The 23,875-nt window shown below is 44.2% G+C and carries 17 protein-coding genes; 12 read left to right on the forward strand and 5 right to left on the reverse strand.

The window, feature by feature from the left end; translation table 11 throughout:
• Positions 1-123: 123 nt before the first annotated feature.
• Positions 124-648, reverse strand: a complete 525-nt coding sequence (locus EO131_RS07745; protein WP_127020562.1) for a hypothetical protein — start codon at positions 646-648, stop codon at positions 124-126.
• Between the two features lie 82 nt (positions 649-730).
• Here EO131_RS07745 and EO131_RS07750 point away from each other — a divergent pair, with 82 nt between their 5' ends.
• From EO131_RS07750 to EO131_RS07775, 6 genes are all read left to right on the forward strand, one after another.
• Positions 731-2,479: an APC family permease gene (locus EO131_RS07750; protein WP_127020564.1), complete on the forward strand. Its 1,749-nt coding sequence runs from the start codon at positions 731-733 to the stop codon at positions 2,477-2,479.
• Between the two features lie 95 nt (positions 2,480-2,574).
• On the forward strand, positions 2,575-5,436 hold the full coding sequence (uvrA, locus tag EO131_RS07755) for an excinuclease ABC subunit UvrA (protein ID WP_127020566.1): 2,862 nt from the start codon (positions 2,575-2,577) through the stop codon (positions 5,434-5,436).
• Positions 5,437-5,454: 18 nt separating this feature from the next.
• Positions 5,455-6,141, forward strand: coding sequence for an LOG family protein (locus EO131_RS07760; RefSeq protein WP_127020568.1), 687 nt, complete (start codon positions 5,455-5,457; stop codon positions 6,139-6,141).
• Between the two features lie 14 nt (positions 6,142-6,155).
• Complete coding sequence (locus EO131_RS07765; protein WP_127020570.1) at positions 6,156-8,990, forward strand: gluzincin family metallopeptidase; 2,835 nt, start codon at positions 6,156-6,158, stop codon at positions 8,988-8,990.
• Positions 8,991-9,149: 159 nt separating this feature from the next.
• A complete protein-coding gene (locus tag EO131_RS07770; RefSeq protein WP_127020572.1) occupies positions 9,150-11,561 on the forward strand; it encodes an alpha-ketoacid dehydrogenase subunit alpha/beta in 2,412 nt (803 codons plus the stop codon).
• 101 nt (positions 11,562-11,662) lie between these two features.
• Complete coding sequence (locus EO131_RS07775; RefSeq protein ID WP_127020574.1) at positions 11,663-12,040, forward strand: DoxX family protein; 378 nt, start codon at positions 11,663-11,665, stop codon at positions 12,038-12,040.
• 1 nt (position 12,041) lies between these two features.
• Here EO131_RS07775 and holA read toward each other — a convergent pair whose 3' ends face one another.
• Positions 12,042-13,043 (reverse strand): DNA polymerase III subunit delta, encoded by a 1,002-nt coding sequence (gene holA, locus EO131_RS07780; protein ID WP_127020576.1) that lies wholly within the window; start codon positions 13,041-13,043, stop codon positions 12,042-12,044.
• 28 nt (positions 13,044-13,071) lie between these two features.
• Here holA and EO131_RS07785 point away from each other — a divergent pair, with 28 nt between their 5' ends.
• The 3 genes from EO131_RS07785 to EO131_RS07795 all read left to right on the forward strand — a co-directional run bounded on the left by EO131_RS07785 (position 13,072) and on the right by EO131_RS07795 (position 15,499).
• The gene (locus EO131_RS07785) at positions 13,072-13,518 is read left to right on the forward strand and encodes a type I restriction enzyme HsdR N-terminal domain-containing protein (protein WP_127020578.1); all 447 of its coding nucleotides are present in this window, start codon (positions 13,072-13,074) and stop codon (positions 13,516-13,518) included.
• A 12-nt stretch (positions 13,519-13,530) separates the two neighbouring features.
• Positions 13,531-14,532: a glycosyltransferase family 2 protein gene (locus EO131_RS07790; RefSeq protein ID WP_127020580.1), complete on the forward strand. Its 1,002-nt coding sequence runs from the start codon at positions 13,531-13,533 to the stop codon at positions 14,530-14,532.
• A gap of 94 nt (positions 14,533-14,626) precedes the next feature.
• Complete coding sequence (locus tag EO131_RS07795; protein ID WP_127020582.1) at positions 14,627-15,499, forward strand: OmpA family protein; 873 nt, start codon at positions 14,627-14,629, stop codon at positions 15,497-15,499.
• Between the two features lie 48 nt (positions 15,500-15,547).
• On the opposite strand, the gene EO131_RS07800 is transcribed toward EO131_RS07795, so the two are convergent.
• From EO131_RS07800 to EO131_RS07810, 3 genes are all read right to left on the reverse strand, one after another.
• Positions 15,548-16,168 carry an L-threonylcarbamoyladenylate synthase gene (locus EO131_RS07800; RefSeq protein WP_127020584.1) on the reverse strand — a complete coding sequence of 207 codons (621 nt, stop codon included), beginning with the start codon at positions 16,166-16,168 and terminating at the stop codon, positions 15,548-15,550.
• Between the two features lie 124 nt (positions 16,169-16,292).
• Entirely contained in the window at positions 16,293-18,158 is a 1,866-nt protein-coding gene (locus EO131_RS07805) for an alpha/beta hydrolase (protein WP_127020586.1), read from the reverse strand.
• 485 nt (positions 18,159-18,643) lie between these two features.
• The gene (locus EO131_RS07810) at positions 18,644-20,977 is read right to left on the reverse strand and encodes an ATP-dependent helicase (protein ID WP_127020588.1); all 2,334 of its coding nucleotides are present in this window, start codon (positions 20,975-20,977) and stop codon (positions 18,644-18,646) included.
• 138 nt (positions 20,978-21,115) lie between these two features.
• Between EO131_RS07810 and EO131_RS07815 the strand changes: the two genes are divergently transcribed.
• From EO131_RS07815 to EO131_RS07825, 3 genes are all read left to right on the forward strand, one after another.
• Entirely contained in the window at positions 21,116-21,655 is a 540-nt protein-coding gene (locus tag EO131_RS07815) for a DsrE family protein (protein ID WP_127020590.1), read from the forward strand.
• Positions 21,656-21,664: 9 nt separating this feature from the next.
• Positions 21,665-22,951 carry an amidohydrolase gene (locus tag EO131_RS07820; RefSeq protein ID WP_127021385.1) on the forward strand — a complete coding sequence of 429 codons (1,287 nt, stop codon included), beginning with the start codon at positions 21,665-21,667 and terminating at the stop codon, positions 22,949-22,951.
• A gap of 113 nt (positions 22,952-23,064) precedes the next feature.
• On the forward strand, positions 23,065-23,838 hold the full coding sequence (locus EO131_RS07825; RefSeq protein WP_127020592.1) for a coiled-coil domain-containing protein: 774 nt from the start codon (positions 23,065-23,067) through the stop codon (positions 23,836-23,838).
• Positions 23,839-23,875 lie beyond the last annotated feature (37 nt).

A 23,875-nucleotide genomic window follows, 5' to 3' on the forward strand; every position in this document is an offset into this window, starting at 1 on the left:
TTTGCTTTCCGGATAAATACTCAAGGGATTTGTAATTTCCAGTTATTTTAAAGAAAATATATCTAGTTCTTCTACCAAAAAAATCAACTATAAGCCCCCTAAAAAGTAATTCTGTTATCAGATTCATTTACTTTTCTCCCCTACAAAATAATCGCTTTTGTTCTTGAACAGCACATTGAAGCTGGTCAAACTGCCATAAATACGGGTGATATATTGTTGTAGGTCCACTTTTTCCTGATCATCGAGGTTGTTGCTACTGTTGATTTTTTGTTCCATCACCCGAATTCGGTCACGGACCATCACAATCTTATGAAAAAAGGTCTCAATGGGCATTTCCTTGTTTTGGGTAGCGTCCCCAGGGTCCAAAATAAGCTTGCCCCCTTTCCATTTATCGGCAATGGCCACCTTTTCGTGGGTGTCGCTCCACTTTTCCAGAATATTTACCAAAGAACGTTCAACATCAAAAAAACTGACCGTATCCACTTCATCCTCCACACCCTCAATCACTTCAAAATCGGAGTCCAAGTCAATGGTTTCCAATCCATTTTCCAAAAAAGTGACCCAATAATGTTTGGATGATACGTTGGTGACCACCCCTTTGCCATATTCCGGGTGGTTGATGCGAGAGCCGATGCCCAATAATTTCATAAATCTTGATTTAATGTTCCACAAATTTAGAATTTTTGGCAGTTTGCCCTACCTTAGTTCTCGGTTTTATAAACCATGTTTCATGGAACCACAAAAATTAAGAGTAAAACTCGGTGAGTTGGCCTCTACCTCCATCAGTGGTAACGACATTAGCTCTTCTTGCCTTTACGTATCCGCCCTTGCGGTGTTGCATGCTGGCCAATATGCTTGGATTTCATTGTTGATTGTCGGCGTTGTCCTATTCCTGTTTCGGAAAATCTATGGTGAGGTTGTTGGTGCCCTGCCGATGAACGGTGGTGCCTACAACGCCTTATTGAACACGACCAGCAAGGGTATGGCCTCTTTGGCAGCCTCACTCACCCTTTTGTCGTATATGGCTACTGCTGTAATTTCGGCCAATGAAGCCATGGCATACCTGAATACCTTGGTTCCCACCCTACCAGTGATCTTGGCCACCATTGGCCTGCTGGCCATTTTTATGGGATTGGTGATCATTGGTATTGGGGAATCCTCCAAAGTGGCCATTGCCATCTTCTTGTTCCACTTGTCCTCCTTGGTGTTATTGTCCTCTTTTGCAGGCATGTACCTTTTTGAACACGGATGGCAAGTTTTCACGGAAAACAATGCGCTTCCCATTAAGCATGAAACATTAACCATGGCCCTGTTCTTTGGGTTCTCTGCTGCCATGCTGGGCATAAGTGGATTTGAAAGTTCCGCCAATTTTGTGGAGGAGCAGAAAAAAGGGGTTTTTCCGAAAACGCTTCGCAATATGTGGGTGGTAGTGACCATTTTCAACCCTTTGATCGCTTTTTTGGCCTTGGCGGTTTTGCCCATTCCCGAAATTGAAAGAAACCGGGAAGCCCTATTGTCCATTATGGGCAACCAGGTAAGTGGTTCTTGGCTTTCCACACTGGTCTCCGTAGATGCCGTTTTGGTGCTAAGTGGTGCGGTATTGACCTCATTCGTAGGGGTTTCCGGACTGGTGGAGCGCATCACTTTGGATCGCATACTACCCCCCTTCCTTTTAAAACGGAACAAAAAAGGAAGCACCTATCGCATTGCCATTGTATTCTTCCTGTTGTGTGTGTCCATTCTCTTGATCACCGAAGGTAATTTGGAAGCCTTGGCCGGAGTATACACCATTGCGTTTTTATCTGTGATGGCCCTTTTCGGAGTTGGCAATATCTTGTTGAAGGTCCGTAGAAAACACTTGCCCAGACCAGAACGTTCCGGATGGCTGTCCCTTTTGATTGCCATTTTGGCCGTGATTACGGCATTGATCGGCAACATTATCCTCAACCCTGATTATCTGGCGGTTTTCATGGAATATTTTATTCCGACCATAGCCTTGGTTTTGGTAATGTTGAACCGAACTGCTTTGTTGAAACTGCTATTAAAACTGATTCGATATTTTTTGGACCCCATTAACCGATTTTTGGTCAAATCCTACAAAGGCATCAACCAGACCATCAATCGCATAAACGACCAGGAGTTTGTCTACTTTACCAAGCGTGATGATGTATCTGTATTGAACCAAGTTTTGTTATACATCCGGAATAACGAACATACCCGAAAACTGAAAATAGTATCGGTCTTTCCAGATGGGGAACAGGCCACCGAAAAATTTGTGTCCGATTTGGATGTACTGGACAGGGAATACCCGGAAATCAAGGTGGAATACATCCAACTTCACGGCGAATTCACACCGGCATTGATCAAAAAATTGTCCACTGAATGGAACATCCCAATCAACTTTATGTTCATTGGAAGTCCCAGTGACAGATTTCCTTATCCCTTGCAGGAATTGGGTGGCGTGCGATTGATTATTTGACAGTGGACAAGTCGTTCATCAATTAACATAACGAAAGACAAACCTCCTTCTTTTTTACAGGTCAAATCGCTACTTTTGAGGTTTTGCTATGAATTATGGTCAACTACGAAGAACATATTGAGGTTAAGGGCGCCAGGGTCCACAATCTTAAAAATATTGATGTTACCATCCCCCGGGAAAAACTCGTAGTGATAACCGGGCTTTCCGGCAGTGGAAAATCATCCTTGGCCTTCGACACCATCTATGCCGAAGGACAGCGACGCTACATTGAAACCTTTTCGGCCTACGCCAGACAATTTTTGGGTGGATTGGAACGACCCGATGTGGATAAAATCGATGGGCTTTCTCCCGTTATCGCCATTGAACAGAAAACCACCTCCAAATCGCCACGCTCCACGGTGGGCACCATCACAGAGGTCTACGATTTTCTAAGGCTCCTTTTTGCCCGTGCGGCAAATGCCTACAGTTACAATACGGGTGAGAAAATGGTGAGCTATAGCGATGAACAGATCAAAAACCTGATCATAGAAACTTATTTGGACAAAAAGATCAATGTGTTGGCACCGGTCATCAAATCCAGAAAAGGGCATTATCGGGAGCTATTTGAACAAATTGCAAAGCAAGGGTTTGTGAAGGTGCGTGTGGATGGCGAAATTATGGATATTACCAAGGGCATGAAAGTGGACCGGTACAAGGTGCATGATATAGAGATCGTGATCGATCGGCTAAAAGTGTCGGATTCGGAAGATTTCCACAAGCGCTTGGCCGAAACCATCAACACGGCCATGTACAGTGGCGATAATGTATTGATGGTCTTGGAAGAAGGGGAATCGGTTCCCCGGTATTTCAGTAGGGATTTGATGTGTCCCTCCTCTGGCATTTCCTACCCCACTCCAGAACCCAATACGTTTTCCTTCAACTCTCCCAAAGGCATGTGCCCCGATTGCAGTGGGCTTGGCCATGTGTACGAGGTGAACGAGCAAAAAATCATTCCAAACAAAAAAATTTCCATCAAATCTGGTGGTCTGGCCCCTTTGGGCGAATACAAAAAATCGTGGGCCTTCAAACAATTGGAGACCATTGCGCAACGCTACAATTTTGAGCTATCGGATGCTATTGAAAAAATACCCGATGAAGCGCTGGACGTCATATTAAACGGTGGGAAGGAAAGTTTTGAGGTGGATTCCAAGACCTTAGGGGTCAAGCGGCAATATAAAATTGATTATGAGGGTATTTCCAACTTCATAAAGACCCAGTTTGAAGAAGCCAACTCCACTTCCATCAAGCGATGGGCCAAGGATTTCATGGATAAAATAAAGTGTCCGACCTGCCACGGCTCCCGTTTGCGAAAGGAATCACTCTATTTCAAGATTGGCGAGAAAAATATTGCCGAACTGTCCCAAATGGATATCGCAGAATTGGCAGATTTCTTCGAAAATCTGGAGAAAAGCTTGGAAGGCAACCAAAAACTGATTGCCGAAGAAATCATCAAGGAAATCAGAGCCCGCATTGGATTCTTATTGGATGTTGGGTTGGACTACCTATCCCTTAACCGTGGTTCCAAGTCACTTTCCGGAGGTGAGGCACAACGCATTCGTCTGGCTACCCAGATCGGTTCCCAATTGGTGGGTGTGCTCTATATTCTGGACGAACCTAGCATCGGACTACATCAACGCGATAATGAACGTTTGATCCATTCCTTGGAATCGCTACGGGATATTGGCAACTCGATAATTGTGGTGGAGCATGACCGGGATATGATCGAACGTGCCGACCACGTAATCGACATTGGGCCCAAGGCCGGAAAACATGGAGGCGAGATTATTTCCGAGGGCAGTCCGCAGGAATTGAAGGACCACCATACCATGACCGCGCAATATATTACCGGGGAACTCGAAATTCCTGTTCCCGAAAAAAGGCGAAAGGGCACTGGAAAAAAAATAGTGCTTTCCGGATGCACCGGAAACAACTTAAAAAACATTACCGTTGAATTTCCATTAGGGCAGTTGATCGGGGTTACCGGGGTGTCTGGCAGTGGAAAATCCACGTTGATCAATGAGACTCTCTACCCTATTATGAACGCCCATTATTTCAATGGGGTCAAAAAACCGATGCCGTATAAAAAAATCACCGGTCTGAACCACATTGATAAGGTGATCGACATCAACCAATCGCCCATTGGACGCACACCACGTTCCAATCCGGCAACGTACACGGGGGTTTTTAGTGAGATTAGATCCCTGTTCGCAAAAACGACGGAAGCCGCCATTCGCGGATACAAACCCGGTCGGTTCAGCTTTAATGTGGCCGGTGGACGATGTGAAACCTGCCAAGGAGGCGGACTCAGGGTCATTGAAATGAACTTTTTGCCCGATGTGTATGTGGAATGTGAGACCTGTAACGGCAAACGGTTCAATCGGGAAACCTTGGAAATTCGATACAAGGGAAAATCCATCGCGGATGTCTTGGAAATGACCATCAACGAAGCGGTTGATTTCTTCGAGAATATCCCAAAAATCCACCGTAAGTTGCAGACAATAAAAGATGTGGGATTGGGTTATATATCTTTGGGGCAGCAGTCCACTACCCTTTCCGGTGGGGAAGCGCAACGGGTAAAGCTGGCAACCGAACTCTCGAAGCGCGATACCGGAAACACCTTTTACATCCTCGACGAACCAACCACAGGTCTTCATTTTGAAGACATTAGGGTGCTGATGGAAGTGCTTAATAGGTTGGTGGATAAAGGCAATACGATCTTGGTAATCGAACACAACATGGATGTGATCAAAATGGTGGACCATATTATCGATATCGGTTATGAAGGAGGTCGCGGTGGCGGCATGGTGGTGGCCACAGGAACACCGGAAGAGATTGCAAAAGACAAAAAAAGCTACACGGCCAGGTTCTTGAAAAAGGAATTGGAGCAAACCAAACATAAAATTGCGAGAGCCGTTTAATTAGATTTAATTATGCACATGCGAAAAGAACAACATTCTAAAGCTTGGAATGAAATTAAGACAAACGATTCATGGGCCATTTTCAAAATAATGGGCGAGTTTGTCAATGGATTTGAAAAAATGAGTGTTATTGGGCCCTGCGTTTCCATTTTTGGATCGGCAAGGGTGCGACCCGGCAATGCCTACTATGATTTGGCCGTACAGATTTCCAAAAGGATAGCAGAAGCGGGCTACGGTATTATTACAGGAGGTGGACCGGGAATCATGGAAGCGGGGAACAAAGGCGCCAGTTTGGCCGGGGGCATCTCAGTCGGATTGAACATAGACCTTCCATTTGAACAGCATGACAATCCATTTATTGACGATGATAAAAGCTTGGATTTTGATTATTTCTTCGTACGGAAAGTCATGTTTGTGAAATATTCGCAAGGCTTTGTGGTCATGCCAGGCGGTTTTGGCACTTTGGATGAACTTTTTGAGGCCATCACCTTGATCCAGACACACAAAATACATACCTTCCCAATTATCTTGGTGGGCACGGAATTTTGGAAAGGCCTGATCGATTGGATTCGAAATACCATGTTGGAAGCTGGAAATATCAGCGCCAAAGATCTTGATCTTATTAAAATTGTCGATACCGAGGACGAAGTTGTCGAAATCATCGACGCGTTTTACAAAGGTCGTACCCTCAGCCCCAACTTTTAAAATACCGAACGTTGATGAGCCATCGTTTGCTTTACAGGTTCCCTATCTTGCTTTTTTTGCTGGGCAACACCCTCTGGGCGCAGCATAAGAATGAGATAGTGGCTACCCTTGACGGTGCTACCAAACAAATTCGGATTCGTCAACATTTCACTTATGTGAACCACTCGGACAAGGGCCAATCCACCTTGTTCTTCAACGATTGGAACCATGCCTATTCCAATAAGAATACAGCATTGGCCAAACGCTTTGCCGAAGAGTTCAATCGGGGATTGCACTTGGCAAAAGATCGCGAAAGGGGCTTTACCACCATCATTACCATTGTGGATGACAAATATGCCGGGCTGGAATGGAACCGACTGGGCAACAGGGATATTATATTCGTTCAATTGAATGAAATTTTAAAGCCCGGGGAGTCCATTGATCTCTTCTTTACCTATACCATAAAGCTCCCCATGGAAAAGTTTACCTCGTATGGCCATCTGCCCAATGGAGGTTATAATTTAAAGGATTGGTATTTTACCCCAGCAGTGTTCGATGAAGGTGAATGGAAATTGTACGATAATATCAGTCTGGATGATCTTTATACTGACATCACGGAGACCAGAATAAACTTCACATTTCCAGAAAGGTTGTTCCTGACAACGAATTACCGACAATCCAATATAGCTCGGTTTCCGGGTGCGCAACAAGTTATTTTATTTGGGGAACAACGTAAAAATTGTGAAATCCTTCTATCCGTTGAAGACAAGTTCTCAAAGCACATAACAGCAAACCTCACGGTGACCACAGATATTGAATCCAATAAATATGATGAGATATCCCAAGGCATTTCCATCAATAAGATTACCGAATTTTTGAATGAGAACTTAGGGAAGTACCCACATGAAAATCTGTTGGTGAGTGAGTACGATTACAATAAATCGCCACTGTACGGCATCAATCAACTACCCTCTTTCATTCGCCCGTACGAGGAACAGTTTCAATTTGAGATGAAATTCCTTAAAACGGCCATCAGGAGTTTTCTTAAGGAAACCATCTTCATAGATCCACGAAAAGAGCGATGGGTGAACGATGCCATTGGCTATTATTTGATGATTAAATATGTGGATGAACACTATCCTGACCAAAAGTTGGCAGGTAAGCTATCCCAGATTTGGGGCATAAAAAACTTTCATTTTGCCCAAATGGACTTCAATGAGCAATATACTTTGTTCAGTATGCTTTCTGTAAGAAAGAACATCGACCAGGCCTTGACCACCCGAAACGATTCCTTGATTAAGTTCAATGAAAAGATTGCCAATGGCTACAAGGCAGGCTTGGGTATGTCCTACTTGTCGGCCTTTTTGGGGCATAACGAGGTAATCAACGGTATTCAGGAATTTTATAGGACGTACAATCTTAAGGACCATGTGCGGGCTTCCGATTTTAGGGGAATCCTCGAAAAACATGCAGAGAAGGACATCAGTTGGTTTTTTGACGAATATGTCTCCACTGACAAAAAAATCGATTTCAAGATCAAAAAAATCGAAAAAACGGAAGACTCCATCACCTTGGAAATCAAGAACAAACAAGGAACGAACGTCCCCATTTCTCTATTTGGCCTCCAAAAAGATTCGGTGGTTTCCAAATACTGGTTCGCCGATATTGACAGTGTTAAGAGCGTAACTGTTCCCCGGACCACGGAAGATCGTATGGTGTTGAATTATGACCAAAAAATTCCAGAGTTCAATCAAAGGGACAACTGGAAAACCCTGAACGGATTCTTTTCCAGCAATAAGAAACTGAAGTTCCAATTTTTCAAGGACACAGAAAATCCGTACTACAACCAGGTCTTTTATGTGCCCGTAGCCAATTTCAATTTGTATGATGGGATCACCCCTGGCATGCGGCTTTATAACAAGACGTTTCTGGAGCGTCCTTTCCAATACGATATAACCCCCACCTATTCCTTTTTGGAGCGGACCATGGTGGGAAAAGTGAGTTTAAGGTACCGAAAATACCATAAAAAGACGGGGCTTTATATGACCAATTATTCCTTTACGGGATCCACGTCGCATTTTCAGAAAAATTCCCGGTTTTCTACCCTCACCCCAGCTGTAAGCTTTGCTTGGCGACCCAATGACCTGCTTTCCAACAGAAGGCAGTTTCTTCTTTTTAGATATAGAAATGTGTTCCGGAATGTGGATGCCTTGTTGGATGGTCAAATTGACACCGAACCGGATTATGGCGTAATGAACGTACGGTTTACCGATGTGGACAATAATATCCTGAATTATTCGTCCTGGTCATTGGATGCGCAGCATTCCAGTGATTTTAGCAAAATCGCCTTCGAAATGGAGTACCGTAAGCTTTTTCAAAGCAATCGCCAATTGAACCTTCGTTTTTATGCCGGTAAGTTTTTGCGGAATACCACCCAATCCGATTTCTTCAGTTTTGCCTTGGACAGACCGACGGATTATATGTTCGACCTGGCCTATTTGGGAAGGTCGGAAAGTACGGGCCTGTACAGTCAGCAGATTATTATTGCAGAAGGTGGTTTCAAGTCCAAACTGGAAAATCCGTTTGCCAACGACTGGATCGCCACAACCAATGCGAGCACCAATATTTGGCGATGGGTGGAGGCTTATGGCGATTTAGGTATGATCAAGAGCAAGGGACAGAATGTACGCTTTGTATATGATTCGGGAATACGGTTAAATCTGGTGACGGATTATTTTGAATTGTACTTCCCTGTCTATTCCAATTTGGGTTGGGAAATTGGTCAGGACGATTACGGCCAACGAATCCGATTTATTGTGACCATAAGCCCAAAGACCTTGATTGGATTGTTCACCCGAAAATGGTTGTAAAATTATTGATTCCTCAAAATCAATGTTTCAAAATTGCTGTTTATTGATTTATTGGTGATTTATACAACAATTTATTAACAGATGTTCATTTTATTAACAGGGGTTACTATTGCCAATATCGTTGTGATTTTGTAATTTTGCGAAAATCTTCAACAGCCTATGAAACCCAAACCGAGCACCAGTAACGACATTTCCTTTGATGATTTTAAATCCCAGATTCTTCAGGATTACGAAATCGCGATTACGAGTAGGGAATGTAGTCTTTTGGGACGACGTGAGGTACTATCTGGCAAAGCAAAATTCGGCATCTTTGGTGATGGTAAGGAATTACCACAGTTGGCCATGGCACGGGCTTTTCAGGACGGGGATTTCCGGAGTGGGTATTACCGCGACCAGACCTTTATGATGGCCCTTGGCTATTTGAGTCCAAAGGAATTTTTCCATGGATTATATGCCACTACGGACCTTGATAAGGAACCCATGAGTGCCGGAAGGCAAATGGGAGGACATTTTGTGACCCATAGCCTAAACGAGGATGGCACATGGAAAAATCTGACCGAACAAAAGAACAGCAGCGCGGATATATCGTGTACTGCCGGTCAAATGCCCCGGTTGTTGGGATTGGCACAGGCTTCCAAAATCTATAGGAACGTTGAAGGTATTGATCAATCGAATTTCTCCAATAACGGAAATGAAGTGGCATGGGGTACCATAGGCAACGCCAGTACCAGTGAAGGTCACTTTTTTGAAACGTTGAATGCTGCCGGTGTGATGCAGGTTCCCATGGTTATCTGTGTTTGGGATGACGATTATGGCATTTCCGTGCCGGCCAAGTTCCATACCACCAAAGGCAATATTTCTGAAGCGTTGAGTGGCTTGCAAAGGGACGAGGAACATGATGGGTTCGAAATCTTAAAAGTGAATGGCTGGGATTATACGGCTCTGATCCATGTATTTGAAAATGCTTCGGACATTGCCCGTGAAGAACATGTTCCCGTTTTAATACACGTTACCGAACTCACCCAACCACAAGGACATTCCACTTCAGGCTCCCACGAAAGATATAAATCGGCGGAACGTTTGGAATGGGAACGTGAAAACGATTGCAACAAACGATTTAGGGAGTGGATTCTCGAGAACGGCATCAGTACCGAGGAGGATTTGAAAAAATTGGAACGGGAGATCAAACAAAAGGTGCGCTCTGCCAAAAAAGAGGCATGGTCCGAGTTTTTACAACCTATTGTAGAAGCGAAAAAGCAACTCGTACAGCTTCTGGACAACGCAGCCACAAAAAGTCCAAACCGTACCTTCATCAATAAACTCAAAAACGATTTGATTGCCATTGAGGAACCTTTAAAAAAAGACCTGGCATCCAAATCCAGGACAGCATTGCGATACCTTTTGGGAGAATCCTCACCGGAAAAAACCCAATTACAGCAATGGGTCACACAATTTTTGGACACCAACGAACCGCATTTCAGTTCACACCTTTACAATGAACTGCCCACAAAGGCAACCAATGTGAAGGCCATTGTGCCGACATATACCGACAATAGTGAAGAAGTTGATGGCCGTATCATTCTTCGTGACAATTTTGACAAGCTTTTTGAAAAATATCCCGAAGCCTTGATTTTTGGTGAGGACACCGGAAACATTGGTGATGTGAACCAAGGACTCGAGGGCCTTCAAAAGAAATATGGTGCCCTTCGTATTGCCGATACAGGAATTAGGGAAGCCACCATTATCGGGCAAGGCATTGGCATGGCGATTCGTGGCCTTAGGCCCATTGCCGAAATCCAGTATCTCGATTATATTCTGTATGGCCTACAAACTTTGAGTGACGACCTGGCCACATTGAGGTATCGAACCGTCGGTAAACAGAAAGCCCCGTTGATTGTGCGAACACGAGGTCACCGTTTGGAGGGAATTTGGCATTCGGGATCCCCAATGGGAGGACTTATCCATTTACTGAGAGGGCTCTATATTTTGGCGCCAAGAAACATGACGCAGGCAGCTGGTTTCTATAACACGTTAATGAAAAGTGACGAACCGGCATTGGTTATTGAAAGCTTGAACGGGTATCGATTGAAGGAACCCAAGCCCGCCAATATAGGTGAGTTCTGTACCCCCATTGGAAAAGTGGAAACACTAAAAGAAGGTACCGATATTACGTTGCTTTCCTACGGGTCCACCCTTCGCATTGTGGAAAAAGTGGCCCAAGACCTTTTGGAAGTTGGTATTGATGCCGAAGTCATCGATGCACAGACCCTGCTTCCCTTCGATTTGGAGCACGAGGTTGTGAAAAGTCTTCAAAAAACGAACAGACTATTGATCATTGACGAAGATGTTCCTGGAGGATGCTCAGCTTATTTGATGCAGGAAATCCTTGAAAATCAAGGTGGATACCAATATTTGGACAGCGCTCCACAAACGTTGACAGCCAAAGCGCATCGACCCGCTTATGCAACGGATGGAGACTATTTTTCAAAACCAAGTGCAGAGGATATCTTCGAAAAAGTGTACGCCATAATGCATGAAGTGGACCCCAGTTCATACCCTGAATTGCGCTGATTTTTTTAAGTACACTCATCGAATAATCGGTTTTTCAGGATAGATTATGCTAATTTTTGAATCATAATTTATTACTTTCACAAGAACTAAATCCCCCGTGAATGAAAAACAACACACTTATACACCTTGGACTAGCTATTTTAAGAATTGTACCCTCAGCCTTCATGCTAACCCACGGTTACCCCAAACTAATGAACCTTATCAATGGAAATATCGAGTTTGCCAACCCTTTTGGCATCGGTCAGGCTCCATCCTTGTTTTTAGCCGTTATTGGTGAATTTATATGTCCCCTACTCATGATCATCGGCTTTAAAACCCGATGGGCGGCCATTCCTACAGCAATTACTATGTTTGTTGCCGGTTTTATGATTCAAGGTGCCGACCCTTTTGCCACCAAGGAAAAAGCATTGCTTTACTTAGTGGTATTTATAGTTATCATGTTGCTGGGTCCCGGTAAATACAGTGTGGACAAAAAATAGTTCATACGATTTCGGCCAACAATTCCTTGAGCAGATCACTCTGTTCCATGTTACTGGCCCCTACTCCTTTACCTTTTAGGTCCAGTTCCCTGAGACTGGAAATAATGCCACTCACTCGTTTCATGGGATAGTTTTTGGCAGCAACCGTAAATTCCTTGACAAAATAGGGGTTGACGCCCAGTACCTTGGCCACATTTCCTGGGGAGTGATCATTAAGGCCATGGTATTGCAACAGTTGTGCGAAAAATGTGCTCAACAAGGTCACGGTGACCACAAATGGATTGTCCTTGGGATTCTGTGCAAAATAATCGATGATCCTCGATGCCTTTTTAACATCCCTTTCCCCGATGGCCTTTTTCAGCTCAAAATTGTTGAAATCCTTGCTGATACCAATATGTTCCTCGATCAACTCTGGAGTAATCTCCGTTTCTGTGGACACCACCAAGGTCAATTTATCCAGTTCATTGTTGATTTTGCTCAGATCGGTTCCCAAGAATTCGACCAACATAATGCAGGATTTTGGTGAAATCGAATAGCCCTTGCCCGCCATGGCGCGTCGTATCCAATCGGAAACCTGATTTTCATACAACTTATTGCTCTCAAAAAGCACTCCGCTCTTCTGTACGGCCTTGTAAAGCTTCTTACGTTTATCGAGCTTTTTGTATTTAAAACAAATCACCAAAATGGTGGTTGGTTGTGGGTTTTCGGCATAGGAAACTAAACTCTCTATGGTTCTTGAAAGATGTTGGGCCTCCTTAACAATCACCACCTGGTAATCGGCCATCATGGGAAACCGCTTGGCGTTGGCAACCACTTCATCAACAGAGGTGTCCTTACCATACAACACCATTTGATTGAATCCCTTTTCTTCCTCAGAAAGCACATTTTCGGCAATGTATTGGGAAATCTTATCAATATAATAAGGCTCCTCACCCATTAAAAAATATATGGGTTTGGGCCTACCACTGTTTATTTCCGATACAATCTCCTTAACCTTGTCCATTCCAAAAAAAAATCATCAAATTTGTTCCATGCAGTCGTTGAACTTCCCCAAGTATGCGTTTCGAATCAAAAATAGCCAAAATAGGCAGTACATCTTTGACGGCATACGTAAAAAATTTGTGGTACTGCAACCAGAGGAATGGGTTCGCCAACATGTGCTCCATTTTCTGATTTTTACGAAGAATTATCCAAAAAGCCTTGTCAATGTGGAGAAACAGTTGACGGTCAACCAATTGAAAAAACGGTATGACATTGTGGTTTTCAATCCTGATGGGTCCATTTACCTGTTGGTGGAATGCAAGGCTCCGGATATCCGCATCGATCAAACCACTTTTGACCAAATTGCACGCTACAATTATCAATTGAACGCAAAATACCTCATGGTGACCAATGGTTTGGACCATTACTATTGTGAAACGGATCACATCAATGAAAAATATCGGTTTTTAGCGGAAATTCCTGATTTTAGCCGTTAATTTGCTCCCGTTTTGAAAATTGCCGTCGTCATACTCAATTGGAACGGGGAAGCCTTGCTCGAAAGGTTTCTTCCCTCGGTCATGGAGCATTCCAAAGGTGCCGAAATCCATGTGGTGGACAATGCCAGCACCGATGGTTCCATCGCTTTTTTACAAGAGCACTATCCAACAATTGGCATAGTACAAAACGATTCCAATGGAGGGTTTGCCAAAGGATACAATGATGGGTTGAAATCCATTGAGGCCGATATATACTGCTTGTTGAATTCAGATGTTGAAGTAACACCCAATTGGCTGGAACCCATCAAGGAAACATTCGAAAAATTCCCGGAAGCTGCTATCATCCAGCCTAAAATACTGGACCTAAAACAAAAGGACCATTTTGAATATGCCGGTGCCGCCGGTGGATTTATTGACATGTTGGGGTATCCATTTTGTAGAGGCCGGATTTTTCAGTCCATTGAAAAAGATGAAGGCCAGTACGATGATATCAAGGAAGTGTTCTGGGCAACCGGGGCATGTATGTTCATTAAACCGGAGGTGTTTTGGCAACTCCATGGTTTTGATGAGGACTACTTTGCCCATCAAGAGGAAATCGACCTATGTTGGCGGGCCAAAAATGCAGGTCATAAAGTGTATTATGTGGGGTTGAGTTCGGTATACCATTTGGGAGGGTCAACCTTATCCAACATGAACCCAAAAAAAACCTATCTCAACTTTAGGAACTCTCTGTATTCCATCACCAAAAACTTACCCCGTAAAAAAGCTTTTCCAATCATCCTATTACGCCTATTATTGGATGCTATTGCAGCTGCACGATTCATTTTCCAACTTAAATTGGACCATTGTTGGGCCATCCTAAAGGCCCATTTTAGCTTTTATGCCCATTTTGGAAAAATGTACAAAAAGCGCGAAAAAGCTAATTTTATATTAAAGTACTACCCTGTGACATCCATAGTGTGGTCTTACTTCGTACATCATATAAAGAATTTTAACATTTTAGTAAAAGATTAACGATGCCGAAATAAGGAAGCCTTGCTTTTTCTATAATTTTGGTGTAGTTTTTTAACAATTGATATCTAACAATCCTTAAATTATACTTTGAACTATGAAAAAAATTTTTCTAGGAACACTGGCAATGACAGTTCTTCTATCTTCTTGCGTATCCCAAAAGAAATATGCAGAACTTGAGGCCAAGCAAAAAGAAACCCAAGACTTATTGAACTCTGCAACCGTAAAACTGAACGACTGTTTGGAAGATAAGGCCACTGCAGACGCAAGATTGAAAACACTTGAAGATCAAAACGCCTTTTTGAAGGCCAACAACCAAGAGCTCATCAACAACATGGGTAACTTGACCACTCTAACTACCAAAGGTGCAGAAAACCTTGAAAAATCTTTGGAAAGTCTTCGTGAAAAAGATTTGACCATCAGAAAATTGCAAGATGCCGTTACCCGTAGAGACTCCGTAAACCTTGCTTTGGTACAAAGCTTGAAAGGTGTATTGGGCAACTTGGACGACGAGGATATCGAAGTAAGCGTTGAAAAAGGCGTGGTATTCGTATCCATCTCCGACAAATTGTTGTTCAGAAGCGGAAGTTACACCGTAACCAATGCTGCCAAAGAAGTATTGGGCAAAGTGGCCAAGGTTGTTAACAACAAACCAGACTTTGAATTTATGGTGGAAGGTCACACAGACAACGTACCTTACCGAAGCGGAGTTTTGTTGGACAACTGGGATTTGAGTGCAAAACGTGCCACATCCGTTGTTCGTATCCTTCAAAACGATTTTGGTGTTGACCCAGCTAGAATGACAGCTGCCGGACGTAGCTACTACATTCCATTGGTGAACAACGACACCTCTGCCAACAGGGCCAAAAACAGAAGGACCCGTATCGTAGTACTTCCAAAAATTGATCAGTTCTATAACATGATCGAAGAGGGGATGAAAGATTCTGCCATTGGAGGAACTGGTAAATAAGCAGAAAAACAATGAAATGAAAAGCGGCCTATCGGCCGCTTTTTTTATTTATAAAATATCCAAATTGCCCTTACCTTCCCGAACAACTTCTGGTACTCCGGAAGAAAGGTCAATCACCGTGGAAGCCACATTGTCCCCATAACCACCATCGATGACCACATCGACCAAATTATCCCACTTCTCATGGATAAGCTCAGGATCCGTGGTATACTCCAAAATATCATCCTCGTCCCGAATGGAAGTGGACACAATCGGGTTTCCCAATCCGGCGACCAATGCCCTTGCTATGTTGTTATCGGGCACTCTGATACCCACCGTTTTCTTCTTTTTGAAATCCTTTGGTAAGTTGTTGTTCCCCGGCAAAATAAAGGTATAGGGGCCCGGCAGACAACGCTTTAAAATTTTGAACGTAGAAGAGTCAATTTGCCGTACATAGTCCGATAGATTACTCAAATCGGCGCAAATAAAGGACCAATTCGCCTTTTCCAATTTTATGCCCTTTATCCGGGCCAGTTTTTGCAAAGCCTTGGAATTGGTAATGTCGCACCCAAGTCCGTACACCGTATCGGTCGGGTATATTACAAGGCCACCCTTCCGAAGCACGTCCACTACTTTTTCGACTTGCTTTGGATTGGGATTCTCCTCATACAACTTTATCAATTCCGCCATTTACAAAAATTATTTGCTTGTCTATGTAAAAGTAGGAAAGAAAGGCCGTATAGTCTTTGAAAAAAGTGGAAACTGTTGCTGAGCCTTAAAACTAAGATCAACAATGCCAAAACATATGATGAGCCTACCGCCTATTCAACCCCAAATCATCCAAAATGATCACGCCAATGGAATCTTTATCAAAAACCAGTTCCAATTGTTGGATTTTGCTTAAGTTCAAACTGTCGACATTTGATTTAAAACGAGACATGGGAATGTAATAGTTCCTCAATTGCACTTCCTCATTCTTGCCCATCATCTGTTTGTCCAAAAACTTAAACTTGGTAAACTTGGACCGAATGGGCTCTGATAATACGTTGGTTTCAGAAATGGCAACCGACGATGTATTTCCCAAGCTATCCTTTACCACCATACTAAAATCAAAACGGGTATCTACATCCTTGGGAGCCTTGGATTTCTTATTCTTCAGTTTTAATTCCTTTGGATCTCCCATAGCCATCGAGAATACCAGTGAATCCGAAAGGGACCAGTTTTTAAGGGAATCCGGTAGTGCAATGGTATATGTAGGAAGAGAATCCAATTTGTGTTTTTGGTCATAGGCCCAACCCAATACCACGGCATTGTTTTCCTGGCTACCACCATCGCGTGCACTTAGTTCGGTTTCACGCCAAACTTTTAGATTTTCAGCCATTACCTGTATTCCGGAAGACCCTGAAACCACATCGATATCTTCCTCAAAGTCGAGCAAAATTGATTTAGCGTTGTCCTCATACTGACTTAAATACCTCTCTTTGGGCAACCAATCCGCAACCATTTCGGCATTTTGAAACATAGGCTTATAGACTTTTTTCCCCTTAAAGACCCTATCAACAAAAGCACTGATGTAAACCTGCGCCACCTTCCTTTGCTCCTCCCCGGTCATCAACGGTTCCAAATTAAGCAACCAGGACATGGGTGGTCCAAAATCGGCCCTGCCCCATGTGGAATTGAATTGGCCATGATTGGCATGGTCGATATACAAACCGGCCTTAAATCCTTTGAAATCCTTTGAAAAGGTCAACCGATGATAGGGCCGCATCCCCCAAAAACTGGTCTCATCGGAATCGTAAGACCCTTGCAACGACAAATAATTGATGTTTTTAAGGTGCATTTGTCGATCATACCGATAATCAGTGGGCGCAATGGTTACAATACCCTTGATTCCGAAATTAAAGTCGAAGACTTCGTTGGCATTATCCGGAAAACGGTCCAATTGATTGAAAGCTGCCGCAATGGAAACAGCTTCACCTCCCCTGGAATGTCCTATCAAAATAATGTTGTCCATATCCACCTTTCCGTTCAAGGACACTTCCTCACCAGTATTCCAACGTTTCCACTGTTCCAAATGTTTGAGCAGCAACCAGCCTCTGGTGGGCATTTCCCTCCCCCTGAAATCGCCGGACCAATGGGCATTGATGAAATTTTCATCCACAGAGACCACAATGTTACCGCGACTTGCCAAAAGGGTGCCTAAATAGCCATACCCATCATCCGAATAATCGATCATACTATGGTTGCCATGCACAATCAGCACCAGCGGAAAGGGCCCTTCACCTTGCGGCATATATACCCGGCCGTTCAAAGGAAAATTGGATACCCCAAAACCCCAAAACTTTTCACGCCATTTTTTCTTTTTACCTTTCCAATCCGGTAACAACAGTGAAGCATCCACGGTCGGGGTTTTTATTTTCACTCCAGACGCATATTCGGGACGTTTTTTATCGGTACCACTGCCATAAGTGAACGTATCTACCTTAAAAGGTCCTTCTACGGTTGGGTCTTCAACGCCAAAAGCAGCAAGGGTTGTGGTGTTTGAAGAATTGGAAACCTCTCCGTCTTTGGTATACGGGTCGCCGTCCAGGGAAGAAAATCCAACATAGCCCAAAACTGCCAAAACCAAAGCAACGGCCAAAAACATCAACCCCTGTTTTCGTTCATTATCTTTAGTCATCTTCCAGATGCCAAAAAGCAAAAACAAACAACAAATAAACCCAAAGGAAGCTAGTGCATAAAACAAGACGGACGGCCATCCGAATGCTATCGTGCGGAGCAACAGGAGCGCAACAAAACCAACTATCAAACTTGTTACAATCTTTGCCGGAATCCGTTTGAACCACGGCCATAAAAATATTGCCAGCAATTGCAACAGGAAAACTGTAATGGCACCCAAAAGAATGCCAACAATCATAGTTAGCCAAGCGGGGTACCCCAATTCAAAATAAAAGCCTGCAATACCAAAAAGTAGGATTACGAGTAACGCAACGGATAAAAAAAAGGGATGGGTAAAATGTTTTTTCATGGATTTGGTCGGTTTGGTCGAAAATGGTTCGAAATAGTGCTGAATTTAAACAATTTTGTCCAGCACTGGCACGACCGTGACCCATTTTACCATGTTCCCAAAAAGAAACTTGATACACCATGGACTTAATGGGAATCTCAGTTTTGATCCAAAACTTCCAATTTTGCAAAGCGAAGCAGCAGTTTTTTAATACCCCCCTGATCAAAATTGATTTCGGCCTTCTTATCGTTGCCCACGCCTTCAATATTGATCACTTTACCACGTCCAAAACGGGTATGGTTCACCAAGGCACCAATTTCCAAATCCGTATCCGTGGCGCTCGTGCTGGAAACGGGCATGGACAGGTCGGGTTTTAGTTTGCGTAGCTTGCGCAATTGGTTTTCGTTGGGGCGCTGCACACTGGGCGGTGTGCCATTCATTGGTTTTACCTGACGGAGTTTACTCTTGTCCACTTCGCCAAAAATATCGGCATTGATCATGGACTTGTACCGATAGCCATCATTTACCGGGGTGAGGTTTTCCACGTATTGCTCATCGATCTCCTCCAAAAATCGGCTAGGTTCCGCATCAATCAATTTGCCCCACCGATATCGGTTTTGGGTATAGGTAAGGTAGGCTTGTTTTTCGGCCCGTGTCAAGGCCACATAAAATAACCTTCGCTCCTCTTCCAACTCACTACGGGTATTCATGCTCATGGCTGAAGGAAACAGGTCTTCTTCCATCCCCACAACATACACGTATGGAAACTCCAATCCCTTGGCCAAGTGTATCGTCATCAGGGCCACACGGTCATCATCACCCACATCCTTGTCCATATCGGTGGCCAAGGCCACATCTTCCAAAAACTCGGTAAGGCTTCCCGTGGCATCGGCCAATTCCTTTTGTCCCTCCACAAAGTCCTTGATCCCGTTCAAAAGTTCCTCAATGTTTTCCATTCGGGCAATTCCCTCCGGCGTGCCATCCTTTTTGAATTCCAACAACAAGCCGGTCTTTTTGGCCACATGTTCGGACAAGGTGAAGGCATCGGAACCTTCGTTCATGATCTGGAAACTTTTGATCATGGTGACAAAGTCTTCCAATTTGCGTTTGGTTCCCGAATTGATCTTCAGGTCCAGTTTGTCCAAATGCTCCATGACTTCAAAGATGGATCGGCCATAATGGTTGGCCGCCACGATCAGTTTATCAATGGTACTTTGTCCAATACCCCGTGCCGGAAAATTGATCACCCGTTTTAGCGCCTCCTCATCTTTCGGATTGATCACCAACCGCAGGTAGGCCAATACATCCTTGATTTCCTTTCGTTGATAGAAAGACAGTCCGCCATAAATACGATAGGGAATATCCCGTTTTCTAAGTGCGTCCTCTATCGCCCTCGATTGGGAGTTGGTACGGTACAAAACAGCAAAGTCACCATTTTGCAATTGGTGCTGCATTTTGTTTTCGAAAATGGAACCTGCCACATAACGTCCTTCCTCGGCATCGGTTACGCTACGGTGAATGATGATGCGTCCACCATCGTCGTTGGAGGTCCAAACGTTCTTCTCCAATTGGTTTTTATTGTTGGCAATAATGGAATTGGCAGCATTAACGATGTTTTTGGTGGAACGGTAATTCTGTTCCAATCGATACACGGCCACCTCGTCATAATCCCTTTGAAAATTGAGGATGTTGCTGATGTTGGCACCCCGGAAGGAATAGATACTCTGGGCATCGTCCCCCACCACACAAATGTTCTGGTAGCGATCGGAAAGGGCCTTCACAATCAAATATTGTGAATGGTTCGTATCCTGGTACTCATCCACCAAAATATAACGGAACCGATCTTGGTACTTCGCCAGTACATCGGGAAATCGGGTAAGGAGTTCATTGGTTCTTAGCAGCAAATCATCAAAATCCATGGCTCCTGCTTTAAAGCAGCGGTCCACATAATTTTGGTAGATATCCCCCATCCTGGGCCGTTTGGCCATGGCATCGGCCTCCACGAGTTCAGGATTTTGAAAATAGGCTTTTACCGTGATCAGACTGTTTTTATAGGAAGAGATGCGGTTCTGGATCTGCTTGTATTTGTAAATGTCCTTATCCAACCCCATCTCCTTGATGATGGACGCAATCAACCGCTGTGAATCCTGGGTATCGTAAATGGTAAAATTGCTGGGGAAACCCAATCGATGCCCATCAATGCGCAACAATTTGGCGAAAACCGAGTGAAAGGTTCCCATCCACAGGTTCTTGGCCTCGGAATTGCCCACAATGGAGGCAATCCGTTTCTTCATTTCGCGTGCCGCTTTGTTGGTAAAGGTCAGGGCCAATATGTTAAAGGCGTCCACCCCTTGTTCCATCAAGTGGGCGATACGAAAGGTTAACACCCGGGTCTTGCCCGAACCCGCACCCGCAATGACCATCAAAGGACCATCTTTGTGCAAAACCGGCGCTCGCTGCGCATCGTTCAATTCATCCAAAAAAGTACCCAAACCGTCGGTTTTTTTAAAGTAGGGGTGAAATTAGCCAATATTGCCAATCCGCTAAAATGATACTGTCAATTTTTATAAACAGTTGTTTCGGATATCAATTCGATTTTAAATATATTTAGGGCCTCAACAAATTTGCTGATGAAAATTCACCATTTCCCCCTATTCCTTTTATTTTTTATTGGATTTTTAGGTTTTTCCCAAGAAAAAAGTGCCGGACCGGTCATTGAAGAGTATGGACCTGTCTTTAAAATTGAAAACCCTGATTTTAAAACCGATACCTCCCAAGAGTTCAAGGTAGTGTTCGATGTTATGGACTCTCCGGAATCGCATACGGAAATCAATAAGAAATTGGAGACGGCCGCTCGTTTCCTAAATCTGCATGCCCAAAGTGGCATCCCCGTTGAACAACTGAAAGCTGCTTTGATCGTGCACAATGTCGCTTCCAAGGACATTACCACAGATGAGGCCTACCAAAAACGGTTTGGGATGCCCAATCCGAATTTGGGGCTTATCCAAGCCTTATTGGATGCCGGGGTGGAGGTTATTTACTGTGGACAATCGTCCATGGCCCGCAATTTTCCCAAGGAAGATTTGATTCCCGGGGTTAAAATTGCCCTTTCCGCAATGACAGCCAATATACAATTGCAAAACCAAGGATACCGTCCTATAAAACTGTAAACCAATATGATGAAGAACATTCTTGCACTTGCCGTTTTCACAGCAAGTCTATCGTTGCACGCCCAAGAACATGGGTTGGAAAAGGATATCAATGCCGTTGAATCGAAAGTGATCGAGTGGCGACGCGACATACACCAAAGCCCTGAACTGAGCAACCGCGAGTTCAAGACGGCTGAGAAAATTGCCAAACACCTCAAATCCTTGGGCATTGAAGTCCAAACGGGAGTGGCCCACACGGGCGTTGTTGGCCTATTGAAAGGAAAACATCCCGGAAAAGTGGTGGCACTACGTGCAGATATCGATGCATTGCCTGTTACCGAGCGTAATGACCTCCCTTTCAAATCGAATGTAACCTCCGAATATTTAGGCCAGGAAGTGGGTATAATGCACGCCTGTGGCCACGATACACACATCGCCATTTTGATGGGAGTTGCCGAGGTACTTGCCAAGAACACGGATAAAATCCACGGTACGGTAAAATTTATTTTCCAACCTGCTGAAGAGGGAGCGCCTCCAGGGGAACAAGGCGGGGCCGAATTGATGGTGAAAGAAGGCGTTTTGGACAACCCAAAGGTAGATGCCATTTACGGACTGCACATCGGTTCCTATTTACCTGTGGGACATATCGCATACAAACCCGGTGGTGCCTTGGCCGCTGCGCAACGCTTTGTGGTGAACATTAAAGGAAAACAATCGCATGGTTCACAACCATGGGGCGGTATCGACCCCATTTACGTAGCCTCAAAAATCGTGGACGGTTTCCAGTCCATCGTTAGCCGCGAGTTGGAATTGACCAAGGAAGCTGCCGTGATCACCGTTGGCAAAATCAGTGGAGGCGTCCGGAACAACATCATTCCCGAAAGCGCGGAATTGATCGGGACGATAAGAACCTTGGACTATGATATGCAAAAGCAGGTGAACGACCGTATGAAGGAAATGGCCGCGGACATTGCCAAAGCCTACAGGGCCGAAGCAACTGTGGAAATTGCCAAAGGCGTGCCGATTACGTATAATGATCCTGCACTTACTGAAGCTTCATTGCCCAGCTTGCAACAAATGGCTGGAGCCGAAAATGTGCATTTGATCAAAGCCATCACAGGAGCCGAGGATTTCTCCTTTTATCAGGAAAAAGTACCTGGATTCTTCTTTATTTTGGGAGGCAAAGACCCAAATGCAGGACCTGATGAGCATTTCCCACACCATACACCCGATTTTAAGATTGATGACAGCGGATTATTGCTGGGAGTTAAGGCCATGAGCGAAGTGGCTTTGGATTATCTCGAAAGGAGCAAATAATCATATCGAACGTTTGAATAGGTCAAAATAACCCGGATCGTTCATGATCCGGGTTATCTTTGAAAAAAACATTATAATTTAGCCCCACGATTAATGAACCTATTTTACTACTTATGAAAAATAAACTACCCCTTATACTCTTGATGGTGTTTACGGTAAGTGCTTTTGCCCAACGTAAAAGTGACCTGATTGCAGAGATCGATACGTTGAAGAGCAAAATTTCCTCAGTGGAACAAGAATTGGCCAAGGCCAAACGCGAAATCTCCTCGGCCAATGCACGGGCAGAATCCATGGAATCGGAGAATGCAAGTTTACGGGATGCCAATGCCACCCTTTTGAGCAACCTGGGCAATTTTTCAGAGCTTTCCAAACAGAATTCCGAAAACGTGAACAAGGCCATGGCAGCCTTGGCACGCAAAGAAAAGCAGTTGAGTGGCATCAACGATATGATATCTGCCAACGACTCCACAGCTATTGTATCCTTGACCCGAATCAAGCAGACTTTGGGTGAAAATGCCAATGTAGGCGTTGGTGAAGGCATTATTTCCATTTCGAGTAGTTTGAGCAATCTTTTTGGCTCGGATACAGGAACCGAACTATCCGAAACTGGCAAGGCATGGTTGGCGAATGTGGCCAAAGTGATCAAGGGCAACCCCAATTTCAAGACTGAAGTGGAAGGGCTGAACATTACCGGAGAATTTGGTCCAACCTACGACCAAGCTGCTGCAGTGGCCAAAGAACTGGTCGGAGTATTGGAGATTCCATCGGAACGTATCAGCATTGTGGCCAAGGACGGAAACTTCAAGGAAGGCATCAACATCAAATTGAGACCTGACTACAAAGGGTTTTATGCCAAGGCCAAGGAAAGCGCCAAGGCGGCTCAATAAGAAATCCCGATGACATACTTTTTGGGAATTTGGTGCG

The organism is Flagellimonas beolgyonensis (genome assembly GCF_003992615.1).
Classification (GTDB): domain Bacteria; phylum Bacteroidota; class Bacteroidia; order Flavobacteriales; family Flavobacteriaceae; genus Flagellimonas; species Flagellimonas beolgyonensis.

What these genes read in the sequence shown, in the direction of transcription:
- EO131_RS07820 (WP_127021385.1), top strand. Translation starts at nt 21,665, where the DNA reads ATGAAGAACATTCTTGCACTTGCCGTTTTCACAGCAAGTCTATCGTTG.
- EO131_RS07770 (WP_127020572.1), top strand. Translation starts at nt 9,150, where the DNA reads ATGAAACCCAAACCGAGCACCAGTAACGACATTTCCTTTGATGATTTT.
- EO131_RS07800 (WP_127020584.1), bottom strand. Translation starts at nt 16,168, where the DNA reads ATGGCGGAATTGATAAAGTTGTATGAGGAGAATCCCAATCCAAAGCAA.
- EO131_RS07785 (WP_127020578.1), top strand. Translation starts at nt 13,072, where the DNA reads ATGCAGTCGTTGAACTTCCCCAAGTATGCGTTTCGAATCAAAAATAGC.
- uvrA (WP_127020566.1), top strand. Translation starts at nt 2,575, where the DNA reads ATGGTCAACTACGAAGAACATATTGAGGTTAAGGGCGCCAGGGTCCAC.
- EO131_RS07750 (WP_127020564.1), top strand. Translation starts at nt 731, where the DNA reads ATGGAACCACAAAAATTAAGAGTAAAACTCGGTGAGTTGGCCTCTACC.
- holA (WP_127020576.1), bottom strand. Translation starts at nt 13,043, where the DNA reads ATGGACAAGGTTAAGGAGATTGTATCGGAAATAAACAGTGGTAGGCCC.
- EO131_RS07825 (WP_127020592.1), top strand. Translation starts at nt 23,065, where the DNA reads ATGAAAAATAAACTACCCCTTATACTCTTGATGGTGTTTACGGTAAGT.
- EO131_RS07805 (WP_127020586.1), bottom strand. Translation starts at nt 18,158, where the DNA reads ATGACTAAAGATAATGAACGAAAACAGGGGTTGATGTTTTTGGCCGTT.
- EO131_RS07795 (WP_127020582.1), top strand. Translation starts at nt 14,627, where the DNA reads ATGAAAAAAATTTTTCTAGGAACACTGGCAATGACAGTTCTTCTATCT.
- EO131_RS07745 (WP_127020562.1), bottom strand. Translation starts at nt 648, where the DNA reads ATGAAATTATTGGGCATCGGCTCTCGCATCAACCACCCGGAATATGGC.
- EO131_RS07765 (WP_127020570.1), top strand. Translation starts at nt 6,156, where the DNA reads ATGAGCCATCGTTTGCTTTACAGGTTCCCTATCTTGCTTTTTTTGCTG.
- EO131_RS07775 (WP_127020574.1), top strand. Translation starts at nt 11,663, where the DNA reads ATGAAAAACAACACACTTATACACCTTGGACTAGCTATTTTAAGAATT.
- EO131_RS07815 (WP_127020590.1), top strand. Translation starts at nt 21,116, where the DNA reads ATGAAAATTCACCATTTCCCCCTATTCCTTTTATTTTTTATTGGATTT.
- EO131_RS07760 (WP_127020568.1), top strand. Translation starts at nt 5,455, where the DNA reads ATGCGAAAAGAACAACATTCTAAAGCTTGGAATGAAATTAAGACAAAC.